This is a genomic window from Nocardia sp. CA-145437 (assembly GCF_050956485.1).
GTDB lineage: Bacteria > Actinomycetota > Actinomycetes > Mycobacteriales > Mycobacteriaceae > Nocardia.
This window is the reverse complement of the sequence record NZ_CP191204.1, coordinates 7,349,515-7,369,919: the sequence shown is the minus strand read 5'-3', so window position 1 is coordinate 7,369,919 and position 20,405 is coordinate 7,349,515. Positions and strand designations below refer to the sequence as shown.

At 67.2% G+C, this 20,405-nt stretch carries 19 protein-coding genes; 9 read left to right on the top strand and 10 right to left on the bottom strand.

Annotated features, from left to right (window positions below; all coding sequences use genetic code 11):
* Window positions 1-59: 59 nt before the first annotated feature.
* The 5 genes from gyrB to dnaA form a co-directional block, all read right to left on the bottom strand.
* A complete protein-coding gene (gene gyrB, locus ACQPYY_RS34080; RefSeq protein ID WP_379102993.1) occupies window positions 60-2,102 on the bottom strand; it encodes a DNA topoisomerase (ATP-hydrolyzing) subunit B in 2,043 nt (680 codons plus the stop codon).
* Between the two features lie 422 nt (window positions 2,103-2,524).
* The gene (locus ACQPYY_RS34075; protein WP_379102990.1) at window positions 2,525-3,118 is read right to left on the bottom strand and encodes a DUF721 family protein; all 594 of its coding nucleotides are present in this window, start codon (window positions 3,116-3,118) and stop codon (window positions 2,525-2,527) included.
* Between the two features lie 114 nt (window positions 3,119-3,232).
* Window positions 3,233-4,405 (bottom strand): DNA replication/repair protein RecF, encoded by a 1,173-nt coding sequence (gene recF, locus ACQPYY_RS34070; RefSeq protein ID WP_357274910.1) that lies wholly within the window; start codon window positions 4,403-4,405, stop codon window positions 3,233-3,235.
* 94 nt (window positions 4,406-4,499) lie between these two features.
* On the bottom strand, window positions 4,500-5,669 hold the full coding sequence (dnaN, locus tag ACQPYY_RS34065) for a DNA polymerase III subunit beta (RefSeq protein WP_433592277.1): 1,170 nt from the start codon (window positions 5,667-5,669) through the stop codon (window positions 4,500-4,502).
* A 781-nt stretch (window positions 5,670-6,450) separates the two neighbouring features.
* Window positions 6,451-8,610 carry a chromosomal replication initiator protein DnaA gene (gene dnaA, locus ACQPYY_RS34060; RefSeq protein WP_433592276.1) on the bottom strand — a complete coding sequence of 720 codons (2,160 nt, stop codon included), beginning with the start codon at window positions 8,608-8,610 and terminating at the stop codon, window positions 6,451-6,453.
* A 559-nt stretch (window positions 8,611-9,169) separates the two neighbouring features.
* Here dnaA and rpmH point away from each other — a divergent pair.
* The 9 genes from rpmH (at window position 9,170) to ACQPYY_RS34015 (ending at window position 15,847) form a co-directional block, all read left to right on the top strand.
* Window positions 9,170-9,313: a 50S ribosomal protein L34 gene (gene rpmH, locus ACQPYY_RS34055; protein ID WP_033085250.1), complete on the top strand. Its 144-nt coding sequence runs from the start codon at window positions 9,170-9,172 to the stop codon at window positions 9,311-9,313.
* An 87-nt stretch (window positions 9,314-9,400) separates the two neighbouring features.
* Window positions 9,401-9,772 (top strand): ribonuclease P protein component, encoded by a 372-nt coding sequence (gene rnpA / locus ACQPYY_RS34050; protein ID WP_379102983.1) that lies wholly within the window; start codon window positions 9,401-9,403, stop codon window positions 9,770-9,772.
* The gene (gene yidD / locus ACQPYY_RS34045) at window positions 9,769-10,110 is read left to right on the top strand and encodes a membrane protein insertion efficiency factor YidD (RefSeq protein ID WP_357274901.1); all 342 of its coding nucleotides are present in this window, start codon (window positions 9,769-9,771) and stop codon (window positions 10,108-10,110) included. Before rnpA ends, yidD begins: the two co-directional genes overlap by 4 nt.
* A 4-nt stretch (window positions 10,111-10,114) precedes the next feature.
* Window positions 10,115-11,194, top strand: a complete 1,080-nt coding sequence (gene yidC, locus ACQPYY_RS34040) for a membrane protein insertase YidC (protein ID WP_379103745.1) — start codon at window positions 10,115-10,117, stop codon at window positions 11,192-11,194.
* Window positions 11,195-11,224: 30 nt separating this feature from the next.
* Window positions 11,225-11,761 carry a protein jag gene (locus ACQPYY_RS34035; protein ID WP_379102980.1) on the top strand — a complete coding sequence of 179 codons (537 nt, stop codon included), beginning with the start codon at window positions 11,225-11,227 and terminating at the stop codon, window positions 11,759-11,761.
* Window positions 11,762-11,844: 83 nt separating this feature from the next.
* Window positions 11,845-12,624: a 16S rRNA (guanine(527)-N(7))-methyltransferase RsmG gene (gene rsmG / locus ACQPYY_RS34030; RefSeq protein ID WP_357088507.1), complete on the top strand. Its 780-nt coding sequence runs from the start codon at window positions 11,845-11,847 to the stop codon at window positions 12,622-12,624.
* A gap of 310 nt (window positions 12,625-12,934) precedes the next feature.
* Window positions 12,935-13,903, top strand: a complete 969-nt coding sequence (locus ACQPYY_RS34025; protein WP_379102974.1) for a ParA family protein — start codon at window positions 12,935-12,937, stop codon at window positions 13,901-13,903.
* 50 nt (window positions 13,904-13,953) lie between these two features.
* The gene (locus ACQPYY_RS34020; protein ID WP_433592275.1) at window positions 13,954-14,967 is read left to right on the top strand and encodes a ParB/RepB/Spo0J family partition protein; all 1,014 of its coding nucleotides are present in this window, start codon (window positions 13,954-13,956) and stop codon (window positions 14,965-14,967) included.
* A gap of 160 nt (window positions 14,968-15,127) precedes the next feature.
* On the top strand, window positions 15,128-15,847 hold the full coding sequence (locus tag ACQPYY_RS34015; RefSeq protein WP_379102970.1) for a GNAT family N-acetyltransferase: 720 nt from the start codon (window positions 15,128-15,130) through the stop codon (window positions 15,845-15,847).
* Window positions 15,848-15,927: 80 nt separating this feature from the next.
* Here ACQPYY_RS34015 and ACQPYY_RS34010 read toward each other — a convergent pair whose 3' ends face one another.
* The 5 genes from ACQPYY_RS34010 to sigM all read right to left on the bottom strand — a co-directional run bounded on the left by ACQPYY_RS34010 (window position 15,928) and on the right by sigM (window position 20,289).
* On the bottom strand, window positions 15,928-17,124 hold the full coding sequence (locus ACQPYY_RS34010) for an N-acetylmuramoyl-L-alanine amidase (RefSeq protein WP_379102968.1): 1,197 nt from the start codon (window positions 17,122-17,124) through the stop codon (window positions 15,928-15,930).
* Between the two features lie 208 nt (window positions 17,125-17,332).
* Entirely contained in the window at window positions 17,333-17,668 is a 336-nt protein-coding gene (gene trxA / locus ACQPYY_RS34005) for a thioredoxin (protein ID WP_357088521.1), read from the bottom strand.
* Window positions 17,669-17,679: 11 nt separating this feature from the next.
* Entirely contained in the window at window positions 17,680-18,663 is a 984-nt protein-coding gene (trxB, locus tag ACQPYY_RS34000) for a thioredoxin-disulfide reductase (RefSeq protein WP_379102964.1), read from the bottom strand.
* Between the two features lie 130 nt (window positions 18,664-18,793).
* The gene (locus ACQPYY_RS33995) at window positions 18,794-19,591 is read right to left on the bottom strand and encodes a hypothetical protein (protein ID WP_433592274.1); all 798 of its coding nucleotides are present in this window, start codon (window positions 19,589-19,591) and stop codon (window positions 18,794-18,796) included.
* Between the two features lie 140 nt (window positions 19,592-19,731).
* Entirely contained in the window at window positions 19,732-20,289 is a 558-nt protein-coding gene (sigM, locus tag ACQPYY_RS33990) for an RNA polymerase sigma factor SigM (RefSeq protein WP_379102959.1), read from the bottom strand.
* Between the last annotated feature and the right edge of the window lie 116 nt (window positions 20,290-20,405).

Below are 20,405 nucleotides of genomic sequence, written 5' to 3'. Positions count from 1 at the left end.
GTGGTGGGTGGTCCTCGCGGCGCGCGGCGGAGACCCGACAGGGCCTCCGCCGTCGCGAATTACACGTCGAGGAACCGGACGTCCTTGGCGTTCCGAGTGATGAAGCTGCGGCGAGCCTCCACGTCCTCACCCATCAGGATGGAGAACAGCTCATCGGCCGCGGCGGCGTCATCGAGGGTGACCAGGCGCAGGACCCGCACGCTCGGATCCATGGTGGTCTCCCACAGCTCCTTCGGGTTCATCTCACCGAGACCCTTGTAGCGCTGGATGCCATCGTCCTTGTTGATCTTCTTACCGGCCGCCAGGCCGCGCTCGAGCAGCCCGTCGCGCTCGCGATCGGAGTAGGCGAACTCCGGCTCGGAACGCTGCCACTTCAGCTTGTACAGCGGCGGCATGGCCAGATATACGTGACCGTGCTCGACCAGCGGGCGCATGAAGCGGAACAGCAGGGTGAGCAGCAGGGTCGAGATGTGCTGGCCGTCCACGTCGGCGTCGGCCATCAGCACGATCTTGTGATAGCGCAGCTTGGCGATATCGAACTCGTCGTGGATGCCGGTGCCGAACGCGGTGATGATGGACTGCACTTCGGTGTTCTTCAGCACGCGGTCGATGCGCGCCTTCTCGACATTGATGATCTTGCCGCGCAGCGGCAGGATCGCCTGGTACATCGAGTCGCGGCCGGACTTGGCCGAGCCACCGGCGGAGTCGCCCTCCACGATGTAGATCTCGGACTTGCTCGGGTCCTTGGAACGGCAGTCGGCCAGCTTGCCCGGCAGGCCGCCCAGATCGGTGGCGGACTTGCGCCGCACCAGCTCTCGCGCCTTACGGGCGGCGACGCGGGCCTGCGCCGACGAAACCGCCTTCTGCACAATCGTCTTCGCGTCGGCCGGATTCGCCTCGAACCAGTGCGAGATGTGCTCGTTGCAGGTGCGCTGGACGAAGGACTTCACCTCGGTGTTGCCGAGCTTGGTCTTGGTCTGGCCCTCGAACTGCGGGTCGGCGATCTTCACGCTCACGATGGCGGCGAGACCCTCACGGATGTCGTCACCGGTGAGGTTGCCTTCCTTCTCCTTGAGGAGCTTCTTGTCCTTCGCGTACTTGTTCACCACCGTGGTGAGCGCCGCGCGGAAGCCCTCCTCGTGGGTACCGCCCTCATGGGTGTTGATGGTGTTGGCGAAGGTGTGGACGGACTCGGAGTAGCCCGAGTTCCACTGCATCGCGACCTCGACCTCGTGGCCGGTGCCCTTACCGGTGAACGCCACGATCGAGTTGTGGATCGGCGTCTTGGTCCGGTTGATGTGCTTGACGTAGTCCTCGAGCCCGCCCGGGTAGTGATAGGTGCGGGTCTTCACCTTCGGCTCGGCGGCCGGGGTGTTCTCGTCGACATGCTTGGGCGCCTCGGCGGTCTCGCTGACCACCTCGTCGGTGACATCGCCCTCGGACACCCGCTGATCGGTCAGCGTGATGGTCAGGCCCTTGTTCAGGAACGCCATCTCCTGCAGACGGCGCGCGACCGTCTCGAAGCTGAAGGTGGTGGTCTCGAAGATGTCCGGGTCCGGCCAGAACTTGATGGTGGTACCGGTGCGCTTGGTCGGACTGCCCTGGACCAGCTTGCCCGGCTTGGAGTCCTTGTACTCCTGGGTCCAGTGGAACCCGTCGGTGTCCACATCGGCCTGCAGCCGGGTGGACAGCGCGTTCACCACCGAGATGCCGACGCCGTGCAGACCACCCGACACCGCATACGATTCGCCGTCGAACTTGCCGCCCGCGTGCAGCTGGGTCATGACCACCTCGATGGTGGGCACACCCTGAGCGTGCATCGCGACCGGGATACCGCGGCCGTCGTCGACGACCTCGACGCCGCCGTCGGCCAGCAGGGTGACATCGACCCGCGAGGCGTATCCGGCCATCGCCTCGTCGACCGAGTTGTCGACGACCTCCCAGATCAGGTGGTGCAGGCCGCGCTCACCGGTGGAACCGATGTACATACCGGGGCGCTTGCGAACCGCCTCGAGGCCCTCGAGGACGGTGATGGAGTCGGCACCGTACGACGTCGGCTTGCCTGACTTGGGCTGGGTCGAGCCGTCTGCGTTGGAGTCCATGGCAGCCACTGGTCGGTAGCTCTCCTTACTTGCTGATCCTCCCGGCACAGTGCGGTCGCACGCGTGAGGCCCACAGACACTGTCTGCCCGAGCTCCGGAACACTGTCTGCTCGAGAGTTACGGGGGCCCACGCGCGGGCGCTACGGAACGCGCCGGGAGGTATCGCCGCTAGTTACTCCCTCATCCTACTGGTACGACCGACAGAGAACCCACCTATGACACCCCTGGGTGGGCCGTACGGTCATGAAATCGACCAGCGATATGACCCGTTATGGGTCTGGGCGGTTCCGGGAGCCTCAGCGGTCGATGCGCCAGCGGACACGCGGGCGTTTGCGCGAGGGTTCGTCGTGATCTCCGAACGTTCCACGTGAAACCAGCGCGCGGACGCCGGGATTCGCGGCCCGGACCCCGGTGGCAGCGGCCTACCCGTAGGTGTCGCGGGGGCCGCGGCCCTTGATGTGCCGCTCGCCCTTGCGCCAGCTCGGCGCGGTCGGACCATTGATCTTCAGCTGTTTGACCACGCCGTTCCCGACCGCCGCCGCGATCTTCGCCAGGATCTGGGACTGGAACATGCGTAGCTGAGTGGCCCAGGCTGTGGACTCGGCCTGAATGCTCAACACGCCGTTCTCCAGCGAGATCGGCTGGGCATGGGAGGCGATGTCCTCCCCCACCACGCTCGCCCACCGGCCGAACACCGTGCCCTCGGCGACCTTGGCCGACCAGCCCCGGCCCTTCGCCAACTGCATGGCCAGGGACGCGAAGGTCTGCGGATCCCGATCGTCGGGGTGCGCGCCCGACCAACTGCTGCGCCGCCGCAATGCCCGGATGCCGCCCTTGCGCGGCGCGGCCGGCGAGGCCCGCCCCTGCCCCACCGACTTCCCGGCCGCGCGGGCCGCGGCCCGCGCCTCCTCGAGCGCGCGCCGAGCCAGATCGACTCCACGCAACTCCGGTTCGGCGCCCGGTCCGGTCGCACCCCCGCGCGGGGTGTGGTCGTCGGTTTCCGGCGACTCGGCCATCCACAACTCCTTCCACACCTGGGAATCCGGATGATCACCCTCGGTTCGTCACGTGATTCTGCCGCATGCCACCGACCGCTCGGCGATTCCCACGGCCGACGCACTCGGACAATCTCACTCCGCGATCCGGGAGGCCCGCCGATCCGCCTCCCCGGTCGTCTCCACGCGTTGCGGCGCGGCATCGAGTTCGGGCGGCACGTCCTCGGGCACCGCCGCGGTGATCAACACCTGCTCCGCGCCCGCGGCCACCCGAGCCAGCGCGCTCCGACGGCGGCGATCCAGTTCGGCGAAAACGTCATCGAGGATCAGCACCGGATCGGTTCCGGCGGACCGCAACAACTCGAACGCCCCGAGCCGCAGAGCCAAGGCGAAAGACCAGGACTCGCCGTGACTGGCGAAACCCTTGGCCGGCGCGGACCCCAGCATCAGATCCAGTTCGTCACGGTGCGGACCGACCAGGCACACCCCGCGCTCCAGCTCCTTGGGACGCGCGGCGGCCAACTCCCGCAACAGGATCGCCTCGAGCGCCTCCTCGTCATCGTCCTGTGGAGAACGCGCGGAATCCAGCAATTCCGGCGGCAGACTCGCACTGCGATAGCCGATCGACGCCGGCCGGGACTCGGGCGCGATATCTGAATAAGCCTGTGCAAGATGTGGATAAAGGTCGTGGACAAGTCGCAGCCGATGCGCGAGCAGCACCGCGCCGTGCGCCGCCAGATGCCCGTCCCACACATCGAGGGTGCTCATCTCCGCGCCCCGCGCCCCCGAACGGGCATTGCGCCCAGCCGTTTTCAACAGGGCCGACCGCTGCCGCAGCACCTTCTCGTAATCCGCGCGCACCCCGGCCAGGCGCGGCAGCCGGGCCGTGGCCAGCTCGTCCAGGAACCGCCGCCGCTCCCCCGGATCCCCGCGCACCAGCGACAGATCCTCGGGAGCGAACAACACCGTCTGCAGAATCCCCAGGATCTCCCTCGGCCGCCGCACCGGAGAACGATTGATCTGGGCGCGATTGGCCGTGCCCTGATTCAGCTCCATATCCACCCGCAGCTCGCGGCCGGTGTTCACCACCGTCGCGCCGATCCGGGCCTTCTGCGCGCCGATCCGGATGAGCGGAGCATCGGCGGACACCCGATGTGAGCCGAGTGTGGACAAATATCCGATGGCCTCGATCAGGTTGGTCTTGCCGTTCCCGTTGGACCCCAGGAAAACCGTTCCACCGGGCGAAAGTTCGAGTTCGGCGGCCTCCCAGGACCGGAAATCGCGCAGTGACAGCGCACGCACGTACATCCGGTCAGCCCACCGTCCCCGCGTTTTTCACAGGTTTGTCAACACTGTGCACAGGTGTGTCGTTCGCTCCGAAGCGATGGGTCGCCAAACCTGCTCAGCCCGGCAACCGCACCGGCATCAACAGGTAGATGTAGCTTCCGGCCAGCGCCGCGAAGGAGCCCGACTCCAGCTGCGCGGGCTCCTCCTCCGGCGCAGGCAGGAACACCGCCGGACGGCTGGGCGTGGTGAAGCCGAAGGTCACCCGGTCCGAATGCGCTGCGGAGAGGCCGTCGAGCAGGTAGCCGGGGTTGAAGGCGATGGTCAGCGGCTCACCGCGGAAATCGGCGACCAGCCACTCCTCGGCGCGACCGGCGTCGTCGCCACCGGCGGAGAGCAGCAAACCCTCCTCGGAGAACTCCAGCCGCACCTGGGCGCCGCGCTCGGCCACCAGGGCCACACGCTTGATGGCCTCGGTCAGCGCGCTCACCGCGATGGTCGCGAGCGAGGTGTGCTCCTTGGGGAGCAACTGGCGGAACTTGGGGAATTCCGCGTCGAGCAGGCGGGTGGTGGTGCGGCGGCCGCCGTTCACGATGCCCAGCAGGCCGTCGGTGCCGGTGCCGAACGCCAGCTGCACCGGCTGATCGGAGGCACCGAGGGTCTTCGCGGACTCGGACAGGGTGCGAGCCGGGACCAGGACCGCGGTCTCCACATCCGCACGGCCCGGCTGCCACTCCAATTCGCGCACAGCGAGCCGGAAACGGTCCGTGGCGGCCAGGACCACCTTCGGGCCCTCGATCTCCACACGGATGCCGGTGAGCATGGGGAGGGTGTCGTCACGGCCGGCGGCCACGGCCACCTGGGAGACGGCCTCGGAGAACAGATCCACGGCGAGCTCACCGGTCTGCGGCGGGAGCTCGGGAAGCTGGGGATAGTCCTCGACGGGCATGGTCGGCAGCGAGAACTTGGCACTGCCACAGGCGATCAGCACGCGAGTGCCGTCCACCGACACGTCCACCGGCTTGTTGGACAGCGCCTTGGTGATATCGGCCAGCAGGCGGCCCGACACCAGCACCTGGCCCGGACCGGCGACCTCGGCGGCCACCCGCATCTGCGCGGAGACCTCGTAATCGAAACCGGAGACCGTCAGGCCGTCCTCGTCAGCCACGAGGAGTACGCCACCGAGCACGGGCACCGGAGGCCGCGACGGCAGGCTGCGGGCCACCCAGGCTACGGATTCGGCGAAGTCCTCGCGAGCGACCCGAAACTTCATGCTTGCAAGCTCCATCGCCCGGTCTGTCCTCTCCACTGGGGGTCGTTCGGATCTCGAAACGGTAATCGGCAGTCTCGCACACGGGGCCGACACCAAACCGTACCTGCGCGAGACCGACCCGCCTACGCCGACCCACCGAGCCTTTGCCCCGACCCCACCGAGCCCTCGGCTGAAGACCGGTCCCTCTCCCTTCTCCTCCCTGCCTCCCGATCGGGTGTGGAGGAGCTGCCCAACGCACCGTGCCCTCCCAACCCGAGTTTCCACACACCCTGTTTTAGAAGAACCTTCTCTAGATGAAGAACTGAAGTAGTAGTAGGTCCTGTTAGTTCTGTGGACTTCGCCTGTTTCCGCAGGTCCGACCGGGCGGCGGCGTGGGGATGTCGTTGGGGTGGCTCGAGGATGAACAGCCGGTGCTTGTGGAGTCACCCGGGAACTCCCCAGCCATCCTCGAGTGATCCTCGAGTTGCTCCCCCGAATCGGGCAGGGATACCCACATGAGGATGGAACCGGGGACTACCCCGTGGATTCCTCGAGGACCTGACAGGGACTCCTCGAGGAATCCACAAGCCGAAAACCCCATCCGCGCAGCTCAGCCCTCGAGGATGAATTCACCTGTGGGATCTGTGGATCAACACCTGTGCACCGCTGTGAGTAGCGACCTGTGCGCAACCCCGTGGACAACAGTGGGATTCCTCGAGGACTCCACACCCTTTCCTCGAGGACTCCTCGAGGAATCCACAACCCCGGAAAGCACAGAACCCCACGTCAGACGACGTGGGGTCCTGTGGACTGTGGATCAGCGCGAACGCTGTTTAATTCGGGCTGTGAGTTCTTGAACCTGGTCGTACACACGGCGCCGCTCGGTCATCTCCTTGCGCACCTTCTTCTCCGCGTACATGACCGTGGTGTGGTCGCGTCCGAAGGCCTGGCCGATCTTGGGCAGGGAGAGGTCGGTGAGCTCACGGCACAGGTACATGGCGATCTGCCGGGCCTGCGCCAGCGGCCGCGCCTTACCCGGACCGGTCAGTTCTTCCAGCGTGGTGTTGAAGTACTCCGCGGTCACGGCCATGATCGTGGCCGCCGTGATCTCCAGCGTCGCGGTGTCGGGCATCAGATCCCGCAGCACCACCTCGGCCAGCGACAGATCCAGCGGCTGCCCGTTCAGCGACGCGAACGCGGTGACGCGGATCAGCGCGCCCTCCAGCTCCCGGATATTGCGCTCCACCCGGCTGGCGATCAGTTCGAGCACGTCGTGCGGCACGTCCAGGCGGTCCATGCGCGCCTTCTTGCGCAGGATCGCGATGCGGGTCTCCAGCTCCGGCGGCTGCACATCGGTGATCAGACCCCACTCGAACCGCGTCCGCAGCCGCTCCTCCAGCGTCGCCAGCTGCTTCGGCGGCCGGTCGGAGGACACCACGATCTGCTTGTTCGCGTTGTGCAGGGTGTTGAAGGTGTGGAAGAACTCCTCCTGGATGCCTTCCTTGCCCTCGATGAACTGGATGTCGTCCACCAGCAGGATGTCGGTCTCCCGGTAGCGGCGCTTGAACGCCACCTTCCGGTCGTCACGCAGCGAGTTGATGAAGTCGTTGGTGAATTCCTCGGTGGACACGTACTTCACCCGCATGCCCGGGAACAGCCGCTGCGCGTAGTGGCCCGCCGCGTGCAACAGGTGCGTCTTGCCCAAACCCGAAGCGCCCCAAACGAACAGCGGGTTGTAGGCGCGCGCCGGCGCCTCCGCGATGGCCACCGCCGCGGCGTGCGCGAAGCGATTGGACGCGCCGATGACGAAAGTGTCGAAGGTGTACTTCGCGTTCAGGCTGGCCGAGGACGGCGCGGGCGCGGGCTCCCGCTCGGGCGACCGGTTGAAGTAGGTCGGCCACGAATTGCGGACATTGACCACCGGCTCGTCGTCGTGCGGCTCGTCCACCGGACGGCGCGCGGCCGGTTCCTCGGAGTAGCGCGGCGCGGGCTCCTCGTAGCGGGCCGCCGGTTCGTCGGCATAACGCTGCGGGGCGGGCTCGTCGGAATACCGTTGCTGCGCGGGCTCGTCCACATATCGCTGCGGGGACGGTTCGTCGGCGTAGCGCTGGGACGCGGGTTCCTCGGCATAGCGCTGGGGAGACGGTTCGTCCGAGTAGCGCTGGGACGCGGGTTCCTCGGCATAGCGCTGGGGAGACGGTTCGTCCGAGTAGCGCTGCGGCGTGGGTTCGTCGGCATAGCGCTGCGGGGCGGACCGGACCGGTTCGTCCTCGGGGTCCGGGGAGAACAGGGACTCCTGTCCCGGCGGCATGGGCGCGCCGCGATGGTTGTCCCGCCGCCGGTCGGGCCGCTGGCCCAGGGGCGCGACGGCCGGTTCACCGCCCGGCAACGGCCGCTCGGGCGCGGTCGGACGGTCGGCGGTGACGGGCGGCAACTCCTCGGCCATTGGCGGCTGCCCGTATTCCACAGGTGGATAAGCCTCGCGCTCGTCGTACTCGCCCGGGTAGTCCTGGGGAGGTAGGTAGCGCGGCGCGTACTCCGGCTGGGACTGGTACGAGGGCTGTGGACGCTCGGTCATCGGCGGTTCGGGCGCGTACGCCGGGGGCGTCGGTTCGGGCTCGCGGGGACGCTCCGGGCGGGAGGTCATGCGGGCGTGCCGGGGCGCGTTCGCGGACCGTCCGGCGGGGGGATTCTGCTGCGCGCGGATGCGCACGCCCAGACCCTCGACCTGGAGTCCGCGGCGGGCGAGCGAGCGCAGAATGAGCTCCCGCAAGTCGCGTTCGACCGTCACCTGCGCCATCGTGCCGGGCACCGAGAGCAGGGCGAACCCCTGCGCGAAGGTGATCGGTTCGATAGTGTTGAGCCACGCCTTGTGAGCCTTGCTGACCGGCTGGATCTCCCCATCCGCGGAGCCACTCGCCAATTCGGCGATCACCTCCGGCCAGACAGCCGTCAGCACATTCTGCTCGTCGTCCACGAACGTAGTCCTCCCCGGATGTAGGTCGATTGGAGCAGACGGTTGCGCTGCTCGGCTCCCCCAGTCACCGGGCGTCGGCGGGTACCGTCGGCCCTACGAATATGCCACTCCAGGGGTATTTCCACACAATTATCCACAGATGTGGACAACCTGGGGATACACGCGTCCGCGTGTCTGATTCCTCGGATCCGGCGCGTACCTGCGGCTTCACAGCTACCAGCTGGCAATACCGCTCGCGGGGCGGAGGACGAGGCCGTCCGCGGTCACCGGAAGGGACTGGGAAGGACCGTACACGACACCGGCGCTCCGACACGAACCGTCCCCGAACGCCACGCGGAACGATCGATCCAGTCCCGCGAAATCGGGCCTCGACCCCCGAGTTTGACCCTCGTCCAGGGGGTAAGTACCCTTCTACAGTCACCCTATGGTGCGGTGGCGGCTGTCTGCTGCCCGTGCCGACAAGGGTATTGCGCCGAGGGACTCCCGTCCGTCGAGAGCACCGTTTCACCGAACAGCTTCGGACGTCACCGGACGTCCACCACCTAGAGGAGTGTTGACCGTGGCCAAGGGCAAGCGGACGTTCCAGCCGAACAACCGTCGTCGGGCGCGCGTCCACGGCTTCCGTCTCCGGATGCGGACCCGTGCGGGTCGCGCCATCGTGTCGGCTCGTCGTGGCAAGGGCCGCGCCAAGCTGACCGCCTGATTCGGTAACCCCGGATGCGGCGTCGTATGAGCGACTCGCCGTCCGGTCTCCGGTCCCCCATCCGCCCGCACTCCGCTGGACGCTCAGGTGCTGCCTGAGCCCTACCGGCTGCACCGGCGCACCGACTTTTCCCGGACGGTGCGCCAGGGCCGGCGGATCGGGAGACGGGACCTCGTTGTGCACGTACTGCTACACGACGATCAAGCGAACGGATCGACCCCGGCCATCCGGGTGGGCGGTCCGCGTTTCGGCTTGATCGTCAGCAAGGCGGTGGGTCCGGCGGTGGTACGCCACCGGGTGGCCCGCCGCCTGCGTCATATCTGCGCAAGCCTGACGGCCGAATTGCCCGGCGGCGCAGATGTTGTCATTCGCGCCCTCCCGGGTGCCGCCGACGCGCCCTCCGAAGAACTGCTGCGCCAGTTGCACAGCGGGCTGCGCAAGCTCGGCCCCCTCGCATGAACGCGCCGCATTCTTCTGCGGGCGCGCTGCGCGCGGCTGCCGGATTACCGGCCAAAGCTCTGATATTCCTCATCGAGCTGTATCGGACCTATATCTCCCCCACCCGTATGCCGGTGTGCCGATTCACTCCCACGTGCAGTGAGTACGCGGTGACGGCGTTGCGCACCCGCGGACTGTTCGTCGGACTCGGACTGGCAGCCGTCCGTCTGGCGAAATGTGCGCCCTGGCACCCTGGTGGGTGGGACCCCGTTCCGGAGCGTAAGCACCGGCGCGCGGCATCAGCTTACGAAGGATCATCGCCCGCGGTGACCGGCGATACGAACGACGGGAGTGCATAGCGCCGTGCTCGACTTCATCTATTACCCGGTGTCGGCCATTTTGTGGTTCTGGCACCAGGCATTCGGGTATGTGCTGGGCAAGAACAGCGGATTCGCCTGGGCTCTGGCCGTGGTGTTCCTGGTGTTCACGTTGCGGCTGGTGCTCTACAAGCCGTTCGTGAAGCAGGTCCGCACCACCCGGCAGATGCAGGAGCTGCAGCCCCAGATCAAGGAGCTGCAGAAGAAGTACAAGAACGACCGCCAGCAGATGACGGTCGAGATGCAGAAGCTGCAGAAGGAACACGGCTTCAACCCGCTCATGGGCTGTCTGCCGGTGCTGCTGCAGGTTCCGGTGTTCCTGGGTCTGTTCCACGTGCTGCGGTCGTTCAACCGCACCGGCACCGGAATCGGGCAGCTGGGCATGTCGCCCTACGACAACGCCCACACCCCGAACTACATCTTCTCCGCGGCCGACGTCCAGTCCTTCCTGACCGCACGGCTCTTCGGCGCTCCCCTGTCGGCGTACATCACCGAGCCGGCGAAGGTCCTGGAGTCCTTCGCCGATTACGGCGGTGTGCCGAGCAAGCTGGTCATCGCGCTGGTCTCGATCCCGCTCATGGTGATCGCCGGTATCGCGACCCATATGAACGCCCGCGCCTCGGTGGCCCGGCAGTCGGCGGAGGCCGCGGCCAACCCGCAGGCCGCCATGATGAACAAGCTGGCGCTCTACGTGTTCCCGCTCGGCGTGCTCGTCGGTGGTCCGTTCCTGCCCGTCGCCATCCTGATCTACTGGGTCTCCAACAACATCTGGACCTACGGTCAGCAGCACCTCGTTTTCGGCAAGATCGAAAAAGAGGAAGAGGAGAAGAAGCAGGCCGCCCTCGAGCGACGCGCGCAGAACGCCCCGAAGCCGGGCGCGAAGCCGGTGGACGTCCGCAAGAAGCAGTCCGGCACCAAGATCGAGGACGCCGTGACCGATGCCGAGGACGCGTCGCAGAATGGTGTGAACCCCGCGCCCGCCAAGCCGGCCGCCGGCGCCAAGCCCACCACCGGAAAGAAGCGGTCGGGCAACCGTGGCCGCGCCAACCAGAAGCGGCGTCGCTGAGACTTACAACTCCAGATGAAGGAAACAACCATGACTGTTGAAACCGACGGAGGGGATCCCACTGTGACGTCAGCGACGGCCGCACCGGGCGCCGCGAGCGACTCCGAGGAAGCGCTCATCGAAGAGGGCGAGATCGCCGGCGACTACCTCGAGCAGTTGCTGGATGTCCTCGACTTCGACGGCGATATCGACCTCGATGTCGAGGGCGACCGGGCCATCGTGAGCATCGACGGCGGCAAGGATCTGGCGAAGCTGGTCGGCCGCCGGGGCGAGGTGCTGGACGCGCTCCAGGAGCTGACCCGGCTGGCCGTGCAGCAGGCGACCGGCATCCGCAGTCGGCTCATGCTGGATGTGGCGGGCTGGCGGGCCGCGCGTCGTTCGGAGCTGAGTGCGCTCGGCGCCGAGGCCGGCAAGCGCGTGCTGGAAACCGGCGAGCGTGAGGCGCTCTCCCCCATGACTCCGTTCGAGCGCAAGATCGTGCACGACGCCGTGGCCGCGATCGACGGTGTCGTGAGCGAGAGTGAGGGTGTCGAGCCGAATCGTCACGTGGTGGTACTCCCCGCCTGACACGCGGATCGCAGCGGTAGGGCCCCCGGGTTTCGGAAACCCGGGGGCCCTACTCTTTTAGCTACAGTCGTCCCCCCGGAAGGATGTTTCACGTGGAACCAGACACCGAGATGACCGCTCCGGGTCCGGTCGATCCCCCGGCCGCCGCCGCGGTCGTTTTCGGCGATCGGCTCGACAAGGCCCGGCAGTACTACACCGCGCTCGCGACCGCGGGTGTGGAGCGCGGACTGATCGGCCCCCGCGAGGTTCCCCGGCTCTGGGATCGCCACATCCTCAACTGCGCGGTGATCGGTGACCTCATCGCGCCCGGCGCGCGCGTGGTCGACATCGGCAGTGGCGCGGGGCTCCCCGGCATCCCGCTCGCCATCGCCCGGCCCGATCTCCGGATCACATTGGTGGAGCCGCTGCTTCGCCGGACCGTCTTCCTCGCCGAGTTCGCGGCCGAGGCGGGACTGGACAATATCGTCATCGTGCGCGGCCGCGCCGAGCAGGCGGGCGTGAAGAAGGAGGCGGGCGGCGCGGACATCGTCACCTCCCGTGCGGTCGCTCCCCTGGCGAAGCTCGCGGGATGGTCCATGCCGCTGGTGCACGAGCACGGACGAATGTTGGCCCTCAAGGGAATCAGCGCCGCCGAGGAACTCGAGCGCGATCGCGACGAGCTCACCAAGGCGGGTGCGGGTCACGCCGAGGTTCTGGAATGCGGTGTGGGAGTACTCGAGACGCCCACCTTCGTCATCAGCGCGGAGCGGCTGGCCCGCGCCGAGCGTCGCGCGGAGCGCAAAGCAGGCAGTGCGGAACGCAAAGCGGCGAGTGCTGAGCGCAAAGCCGGGGGTCGTGGGACCCCGCCCTCGAAGCGTCACTGACGAAGCGATGTTTCCCGTGAAACATGCACACCTTCGCGATCTTTGAGTCGCCTCGGGGTGTGTCGTGGTGCGAAGCTGTGCGTTCAACTTCCGTATTGTGTCCTCTACTGGCAAGCTAATGAACGTCGAGCGATGAACGACTTCCAGCCGATTCCAGCCAGCCCTCAGTGACAACGCAGTGACGCGGCTGCTGCTGCCAGGCGCGCGAATTTCAGCTCGGCCACGTGTCTTTGAGTTCTCGGGGTTAGGAGCCTGTATGTCCAACGGTCCGGCGAATGTTTCACGGGAAACAACGTCTCGGGTTCCCGGCATGCTCGATAGCGGTCCCTTCGATACGGACGAGTTCAGCCGCACCCCCTACGGCAACATCTCCGCCGACACCCCGATTGCCGCCGAGGCGCAGCGCGCCAGCCAGGTGCGGTCGGGAACCAATGCCCACATTCCGCGTCCGAAAGAACAGCGCGTCATCACCATCGCCAACCAGAAGGGCGGCGTGGGTAAGACCACCACGGCCGTGAATCTGGCTGCCGCGCTCGCCATCCAGGGCATGCGGGTCCTCGTCATCGACCTCGACCCGCAGGGCAACGCCAGCACCGCGCTCGGCGTCCCCCATCAGTCGGGCACCCCGTCCAGCTATGAACTCCTCATCGGCGAGTGCTCGGTCAGCGACGCCATCCAGCAGAGCCCGCACAATGAACGACTGCTCTGCATCCCCGCCACCATCGACCTCGCCGGCGCCGAGATCGAACTCGTCTCCATGGTCGCCCGCGAGGGTCGCCTCAAGGCCGCCATCCAGGAAGCGAACCTCGCCGGGTACGACATCGATTACGTGATGATCGACTGCCCGCCGTCGCTGGGGCTGCTCACCGTCAATGCCATGGTCGCGGCCAAGGAGGTGCTGATCCCCATCCAGTGCGAGTACTACGCACTCGAGGGCGTGGGTCAGCTGCTCCGCAATATCGGTCTGGTGCAAGCGCACCTGAATCCCGGACTGCATGTCTCCACCGTCGTGCTCACCATGTACGACGGCCGCACCAAGCTCGCCGATCAGGTGGCCGAGGAAGTCCGCTCGCACTTCGGTGACGCGGTGCTGCGCTCGGTCATCCCCCGCAGCGTGAAGGTGTCGGAGGCTCCCGGGTACGGCATGACCGTCCTCGATTACGATCCGGGCTCGCGGGGCGCGATGAGCTACCTCGACGCCGGTCGTGAGATCGCGTCGCGGAACTCGGCGCGCCAAGCCGCGCCGGTGCCCGTTTCGGACGCACAATCCGGTGTGTAGATAAATCTCGGCGGCGGTGACGGTGAACAATGGAAGGGGTCGGTAGGCCGATGAGTCAGGCGAAGAAGGGTGGACTGGGGCGCGGCCTCGCGGCATTGATTCCGACCGGACCGGCCACCACACCGGGCGGGCTCGGCAGTGCCGCGGCCAATGTCGTCATCGGTGTCGATCCGGTTGGGCCGCAGCCCGCGTCGGCGTACCTGCATCGGGTCCCCGATCCGGTCGAGTCGGCCGACGGCGCGGACCCGGGCGCGGTGTACCGCGAGATCCCGCCACAGCAGATCGAGCCCAACCCGAAGCAGCCGCGCTCCGTCTTCGAAGAAGAGGCGCTGGCCGAACTGGTGCACTCCATCAAGGAATTCGGTCTGATGCAGCCCATCGTGGTGCGTCAGGTCGAGTCCGGACCGGTCCCCCGCTATCAGCTCATCATGGGTGAGCGGCGGTGGCGGGCCAGCCAGGAGGCGGGGCTGGAAGCCATCCCCGCTATCGTGCGCGAGACCGCGGACGACTCCATGCTGCGGGATGCGTTGCTGGAGAACATCCATCGCGTGCAGCTGAACCCGCTTGAAGAGGCGGCCGCCTATCAGCAGCTGCTGGAGGAGTTCGGCGTCACCCACGAGGAACTGGCTTCGCGGATCGGCCGTTCGCGTCCGGTGGTGACGAATATGATTCGGCTGTTGAAGCTTCCGATCCCGGTGCAGCGCCGGGTGGCCGCGAACGTCTTGTCCGCCGGCCACGCGCGCGCTCTGCTGGCGTTGGAGGCGGGTGCCGATGCGCAGGAGGCGTTGGCCGCGCGGATCGTCGCCGAGGGCATGTCGGTCCGGGCCACCGAGGAAGCGGTGACGCTGGCGAACCGGAATCCGGATGCGGCCGCTCCCCCGGTGCCGAAGCGGAAGCCGATTCAGATGCCGGGTCTGCAGGATGTGGCGGAGCGGTTGTCGGAGTCGTTCGACACTCGCGTCACGGTCAGCCTCGGCAAGCGCAAGGGAAAGATCACTGTCGAATTCGGCTCCATCGACGATCTGGAGCGGATTGTCAGCATGATGGAGCAGTCCAGGCCCTAAGGAGGGCCCATCCCGGAGGTCACAGTGGAAACGTCACTGTGACGTTCGGGTATACGGCCCTGGAGAGGCGTAAAGCGTTGATCGCTTATTCTTGCTGGCGAGCACTGTGTGATGCGGCGTGAGTGTGGATGAATCAGACAGCTGGAGGCTGAGCAGAGCGGTGTCGACCAGCGTGACCGCGCTTACCCTCGGCGGACTCGACAAACTTCCGGTGCATGCGCGGCGATGCGTGTTCTGGGAGATCGATCCGGCGGTGGCAGCGGATTCCCATAGCTTCAGTGACCCGGTCTTCGAGAAGGAGGCCTGGCTCTCGACCGTCATGTTGCAGTGGGGGTTGTGCGGTCAGGTCGCCGTGATCGAGGACAAACCGGCCGGCTGCGCCATCTACGCGCCGCCGAGCGCCGTCCCGCGCGCGGGTCTCTTCCCCACGTCCCCGGTGAGCCCGGATGCGGTGCTGCTGACCACGCTGAGCGCCGAAATCCCGTTCCAAGGGGAGCAGGTTGGTCAGCAGTTGCTCCAGGCCGTGGTGGGCGATCTGGTGCGCCGCGGTGTGCGGGCCATCGAGGCGTTCGGCATTCGCAAGGATCCGCCGACCAGTTCCATGCCTGCCGTCGGTTCCCTGTCGCTGCGCGAGCGGATCGGCTCGCCGCTGCGCTCCCCCGCGCCGTCGCCCTCGGGATGCTCCCCCGAGAACTGCATGATCGAGGCCGACTTCCTGGAGGACGTCGGCTTCAAGGTGGTCGCCTCGCATCATCGGTTCCCGCGCCTGCGGCTGGAATTGGATCACGAGCACCTGTGGAAGGAAGACGTCGAGCGCGCGCTCGATCAGCTTCTCGCGGCGGCGGCGCTCACCATGCCGACCCGTATCTCCACCCGCTGACCACTCCCCCGTCCGGTTCCACCGCAACGAAAACCCCGCCTCCCGGAAGTTCGGGAGGCGGGGTTGTTTCATGTGAAACATTACAGCCGGTCTGCGGCGGCCAACTCTTCGGCGAGCAATTCGGCGAATGTGTAAGTGCCGGTGGGCTGGTCGTCCTGGCCCAGCAGGTACAGCCGCTTCACCGAGATCAGGATGGCCTCGGCGATGACGTCGCGCATGCGCGGGTTGGTCAGCACCGACGCGTCGTAATCACTGGTGAGATAGCCGATGTCGACCTGCACGGTCGGCATCTTGGTGAGGCGCAGCAGGTCCCAGGTGCGGGCGTGGGTCCGGCAGTCCTGCAGCGAGGTACGGGCCACGATCTCGCGCTGGATGAACCCGGCCAGCACCTGACCGATCATCGAGGTCGAGCCGTGCGAGTTGCCGAAGTGGAAGCTGGCCACGCCGCTGGCGGAATCGTTGTCACTGCTGGCGCAGCGCAGCGAGATCATCAGATCGGCGTCGAAGGTATTGGAGGTCTCGGCGCGCTCGGCATCGGAGGGGTTGGCCCCCCACGGCCGCGACAGGAAGGTCTCCATACCCGTTGCCGCCATGCGGCCTTCGAGCCGGCTGGCCAAATCCCAGAGGATCTCCGATTCGTAGACGTCACCGAATTCGGTCGGCACCGGCGAACCCTTGTCCGGCCCACCCAGACCCGGATCGATGACGATGCGCTTGCCGGTGAGCTGCGGCCCGGCCCGGTGCACCACCTCTTCCTCGGCGATCCGATGCGGATTGCCGCCGGTGACGCGAGCGCCCAGCAGATCCAGCGAGCGCAGCGTGTCCGGACCGCAGATGCCGTCCGAGGAGAGCCCGATCTCGCGCTGGAACGCGGTGAGCGCGTCGTGGGTGTGCGGGCCGAAGTACCCGTCGACCCGGCCCACATAGAAGCCGAGATCCTGCAGCCGACGCTGCAGGGTGGCGACGTCGTCGCCGTAGAGCGGTGCGGAGAGCTGGTAGATGAGAGTGCGGGCGCCGAGGCGGTACGAGGCCTCCTTCAGCGCGCGGTAGGTGGCCGGGCCGACCACGCCATCGACCAGGAGACCGCGGTGCTGCTGAAAAGCGCGCACAGCGGAGTCCAGATCATGGTCGAAGGTGGCGTCGGCGTCCTTCCAGTACTCCCCGTCCAGACCCGCCGGATCGCTGGTGGGATGAGTGTGCAGGAACCCGAGGCTTGCCAGGGTGCTCCGAACCTCTGCTACGGCTGGTCCTGTATCGCCGTGACGAAGTCGGTGCATGCGTGAGAGCCCTTTCCTTCCGCCAACCCGGGTACCCATTCGCGCGGTGGTTCACACCACCGCGCGACCGGAGCGTCGAACGATTGTTTCAGACCCGGACCGAATTTCGGCAACTGTCGAGTGCAGGCATACTAACCCCGCCGTCAGGGTCAGGGGCCGAAGGCGTCGCTCCGCCTCCCCGCTGACGCCGAAATCGTATCCAGCGTCGCTAAAGAACTTCTTCTAGTTCGCGCAAGAGGGCGGCTTTGCCCTTCGCTCCGACGATCCGCTTGGTTTCCTTGCCCCCTTGGAACAGGACCATGGTAGGCAACGACAGGATCCCGTAGTGCTTCGAGGTCTCCGGGTTGTTGTCGGCGTCGAGCTTGGCGATGGTGATCTTGTCCGTGTTGGCGGCGATCTCCTCCAGCACGGGGGCGACCATCTTGCACGGGCCGCACCAGGCCGCCCAGAAATCGACGAGTACGGGCTTCTCGCTGAGCAGTACTTCGTCGGCGAAGGTCGCGTCGGTCACCGTCTTGGTGGCACCGGTCTTGGCGTCGGACATTGCCAAACTCCTTAGTTGTTCACTTCCACCGGCTGACCGGCGTGATCGAGGGTGTTGCTGGTGATGTCACCCTGGTCGGCGAGCCAGCGCTCGGCGTCGATGGCCGCGCGGCAGCCGGTGCCGGCGGCGGTGATGGCCTGCCGGTAGGTGTGGTCGACCAGGTCGCCGGCGGCGAAGACGCCCGGCACCGAGGTGTAGGTGCTCTGGCCCTGGACCAGCACGTAGCCCTCGTCGTCCAGATCGACCTGGCCGCGCACCAGTTCGCTGCGCGGATCGTGGCCGATGGCGACGAACAGGCCGGTGGCGGCCAGCTCGGAGGTCTCGCCGGTGCGGGTGTCGCGCAGGGTCAGGCTGGTGACGCTCGAATCACCGTGCACCGCAGCGACTTCCGAGTTCAGGATGAAGCGGATCTTGTCATTGTTCTTGGCCCGCTCCAGCATGATCCGGGAGGCGCGGAACTCCTCGCGGCGGTGGATGACGGTCACCGAGCTGGCGAACTTGGTGAGGAAGGTCGCCTCCTCCATGGCCGAGTCGCCGCCGCCGACCACCACGATGTCCTGGCCCTTGAAGAAGAAGCCGTCACAGGTGGCGCAGGCGCTGACGCCGCGGCCGAGCAGCTCCTGCTCGCCCGGGACATTGAGGTAGCGGGCCGCCGAACCCATGGCGAGGACCACGGCGTGCGCCTCGTACACCTCGCCGCCGACGGTCACCTTCTTGACCGGACCGGTCAGGTCGAGGGCGTCCACGTCCTCGGTGCGGATGTCGGTGCCGAAGCGCTTGGCCTGCTCCCGCATCTCCTCCATCAGGTCGGGGCCCATGATGCCCTCGCGGAAGCCGGGGAAGTTCTCGACCTCGGTGGTGGTCATGAGCGCGCCGCCGAACTGGGTGCCCTCGAACAGCAGCGGTTCCAGTTCCGCGCGGGCGGCGTACACCGCGGCGGTGTAGCCGGCCGGGCCGGAGCCGACGATGATCAGGTCGCGAACAGGCGTGCTCAAGATGGCCCTCCGAAGCTGTAGTACAGAATCTCGATCGCTCGAGCGTGAGCGAACCGGTCAACAACAGCCTAAACGCTGTCATTCCCGGGTTTGATTGCCTCCGCTTCGCTCCGGCGGGTTCGCAGGCCGGCTAGCCGATATCGGTCCGGCCGAGTACCTGTGGGTGGCCGGGTGCGCAGCCCGTTCCGAGGACGGCGGCTGTGATCTGTGGCGCTTTCGGGCCTTGGAGCAGGACCAGGACACCGGGGGTGCCGGAGAACACGACGCTGCGGCTGCCGAGGACCTGGCGGTCCAGATCGGCGGCGCGTAGGCAGTCGGTGAGGGCGCTGCCCGCGGCCAGGGGGCCGGTGATGTCGTGGCGGCCCATGGCGGTCAGGACGACGCCGGGCGAGAGGGCGGGGTCCAGTTCGTCGCCGGCGGTGGGCTGGGCGGCCGGGGTGGTGGGGCGGGTGCTCAGGGCGTCCACGGCGACGACGGCGCCCGCGGCCAGGGCGGCGGCGGCCGCGGCGGCGGTGAGCCAGCGCAGGCGGCGGGACGGGCGTTCGGTGAACTCGGCGGGCACGGTCTCGTCCTCGTCCAGGTCCGCCGGGAGGAGCGGTTCCTCGAGGTCGCGGGGGTCGAGGCGGCCGGTGGTGAAGATGGACCCGTTGAGGACCGGCATGGGCGCGGTGGCGATGGGGGTGTCCTCCGCCGCGAGGTCGTCGATCATGCGTTCCAAGCGGTCGGCCACGTCGGTGGGGATGGGGTGGGTGATGTTCTCGTCGCGTCCGAGTTCGCGCAGCCGGTCGTCGACGCCGTCGAGGGTGTTCAGGTAGCGCATGGCCTCGGGGTCGCGCCGGACCTCGGGCCAGAGCCGTGCGGACTGCTCCGGCGGCAGGTTGCCGCCGTGCAGATCGGCCAGCAGCTCGGTGGAGAAGGTTTCCTCCATTGCCCCTCCAGGGCGTCGAGTGGGAATCACAGACCTGTCTTCGTATCGGACGTACGGGAACCGTACAAGGTTCCCCCAATAGTGCGGTGTTCGAGCGGAATTCAGGTGTTCATGCCCGGCTGTGTCGGCGCGCAAACGTCCTATTCGCGAAGTTTCATTTCCAGCCTTCGGCGGCCACGGGCGCAGCGGCTCTTGACCGTGCCCTCCGGGATGCCCAGCAGGGCAGCGGCATCCGCGATGGAGTAGCCCTCGAGTTCCACCGTGACCAGTGCGGTGCGCTGGTCGGCGGGCAGCGTGAACAGCGCCGCGTCGACCAGCAGGCTGGCCTCCAGGGCCGCGAAATCGTCTCGCGGACAAGCAGGCTCGTCGGCGGTGTCCTCGGACAGCGGTTCGGTGCGGCGCAGCTTGTTGCGGCGGATGCGGTCCAGGCAGGCGTTGACCACGATGCGGTGCATCCAGCTGCGAACCTCGGCGTCGCCACGGAATCCGGCCGCGCCGCGGTGCGCGGACAGCAGGGCGTCCTGGAGCGAGTCGGCGGCGTCCTCGGGACTGTAGGAGGCGCGTAGCGCGGTTTGGTAGAGGTGGTCGCGATGGCGGCGGAACAGTTCGGCGAAGGCGTGCGGTGCGCCCGCGGCGTGCGCGGCCAATAGTTCGCGATCGCTCGCGTTCGACGGTGACTCTGTCCTCGATGCTGACACTGCGTTCGGTGACGACAATGCATCCCCTCAGAGCGGCGAACTCCCCATGCCGAGAGCGCCAAGATCATATCGAGGAGAACGATTCAGCAGCGGTGAATCGCGCGAGAATGCGCAGG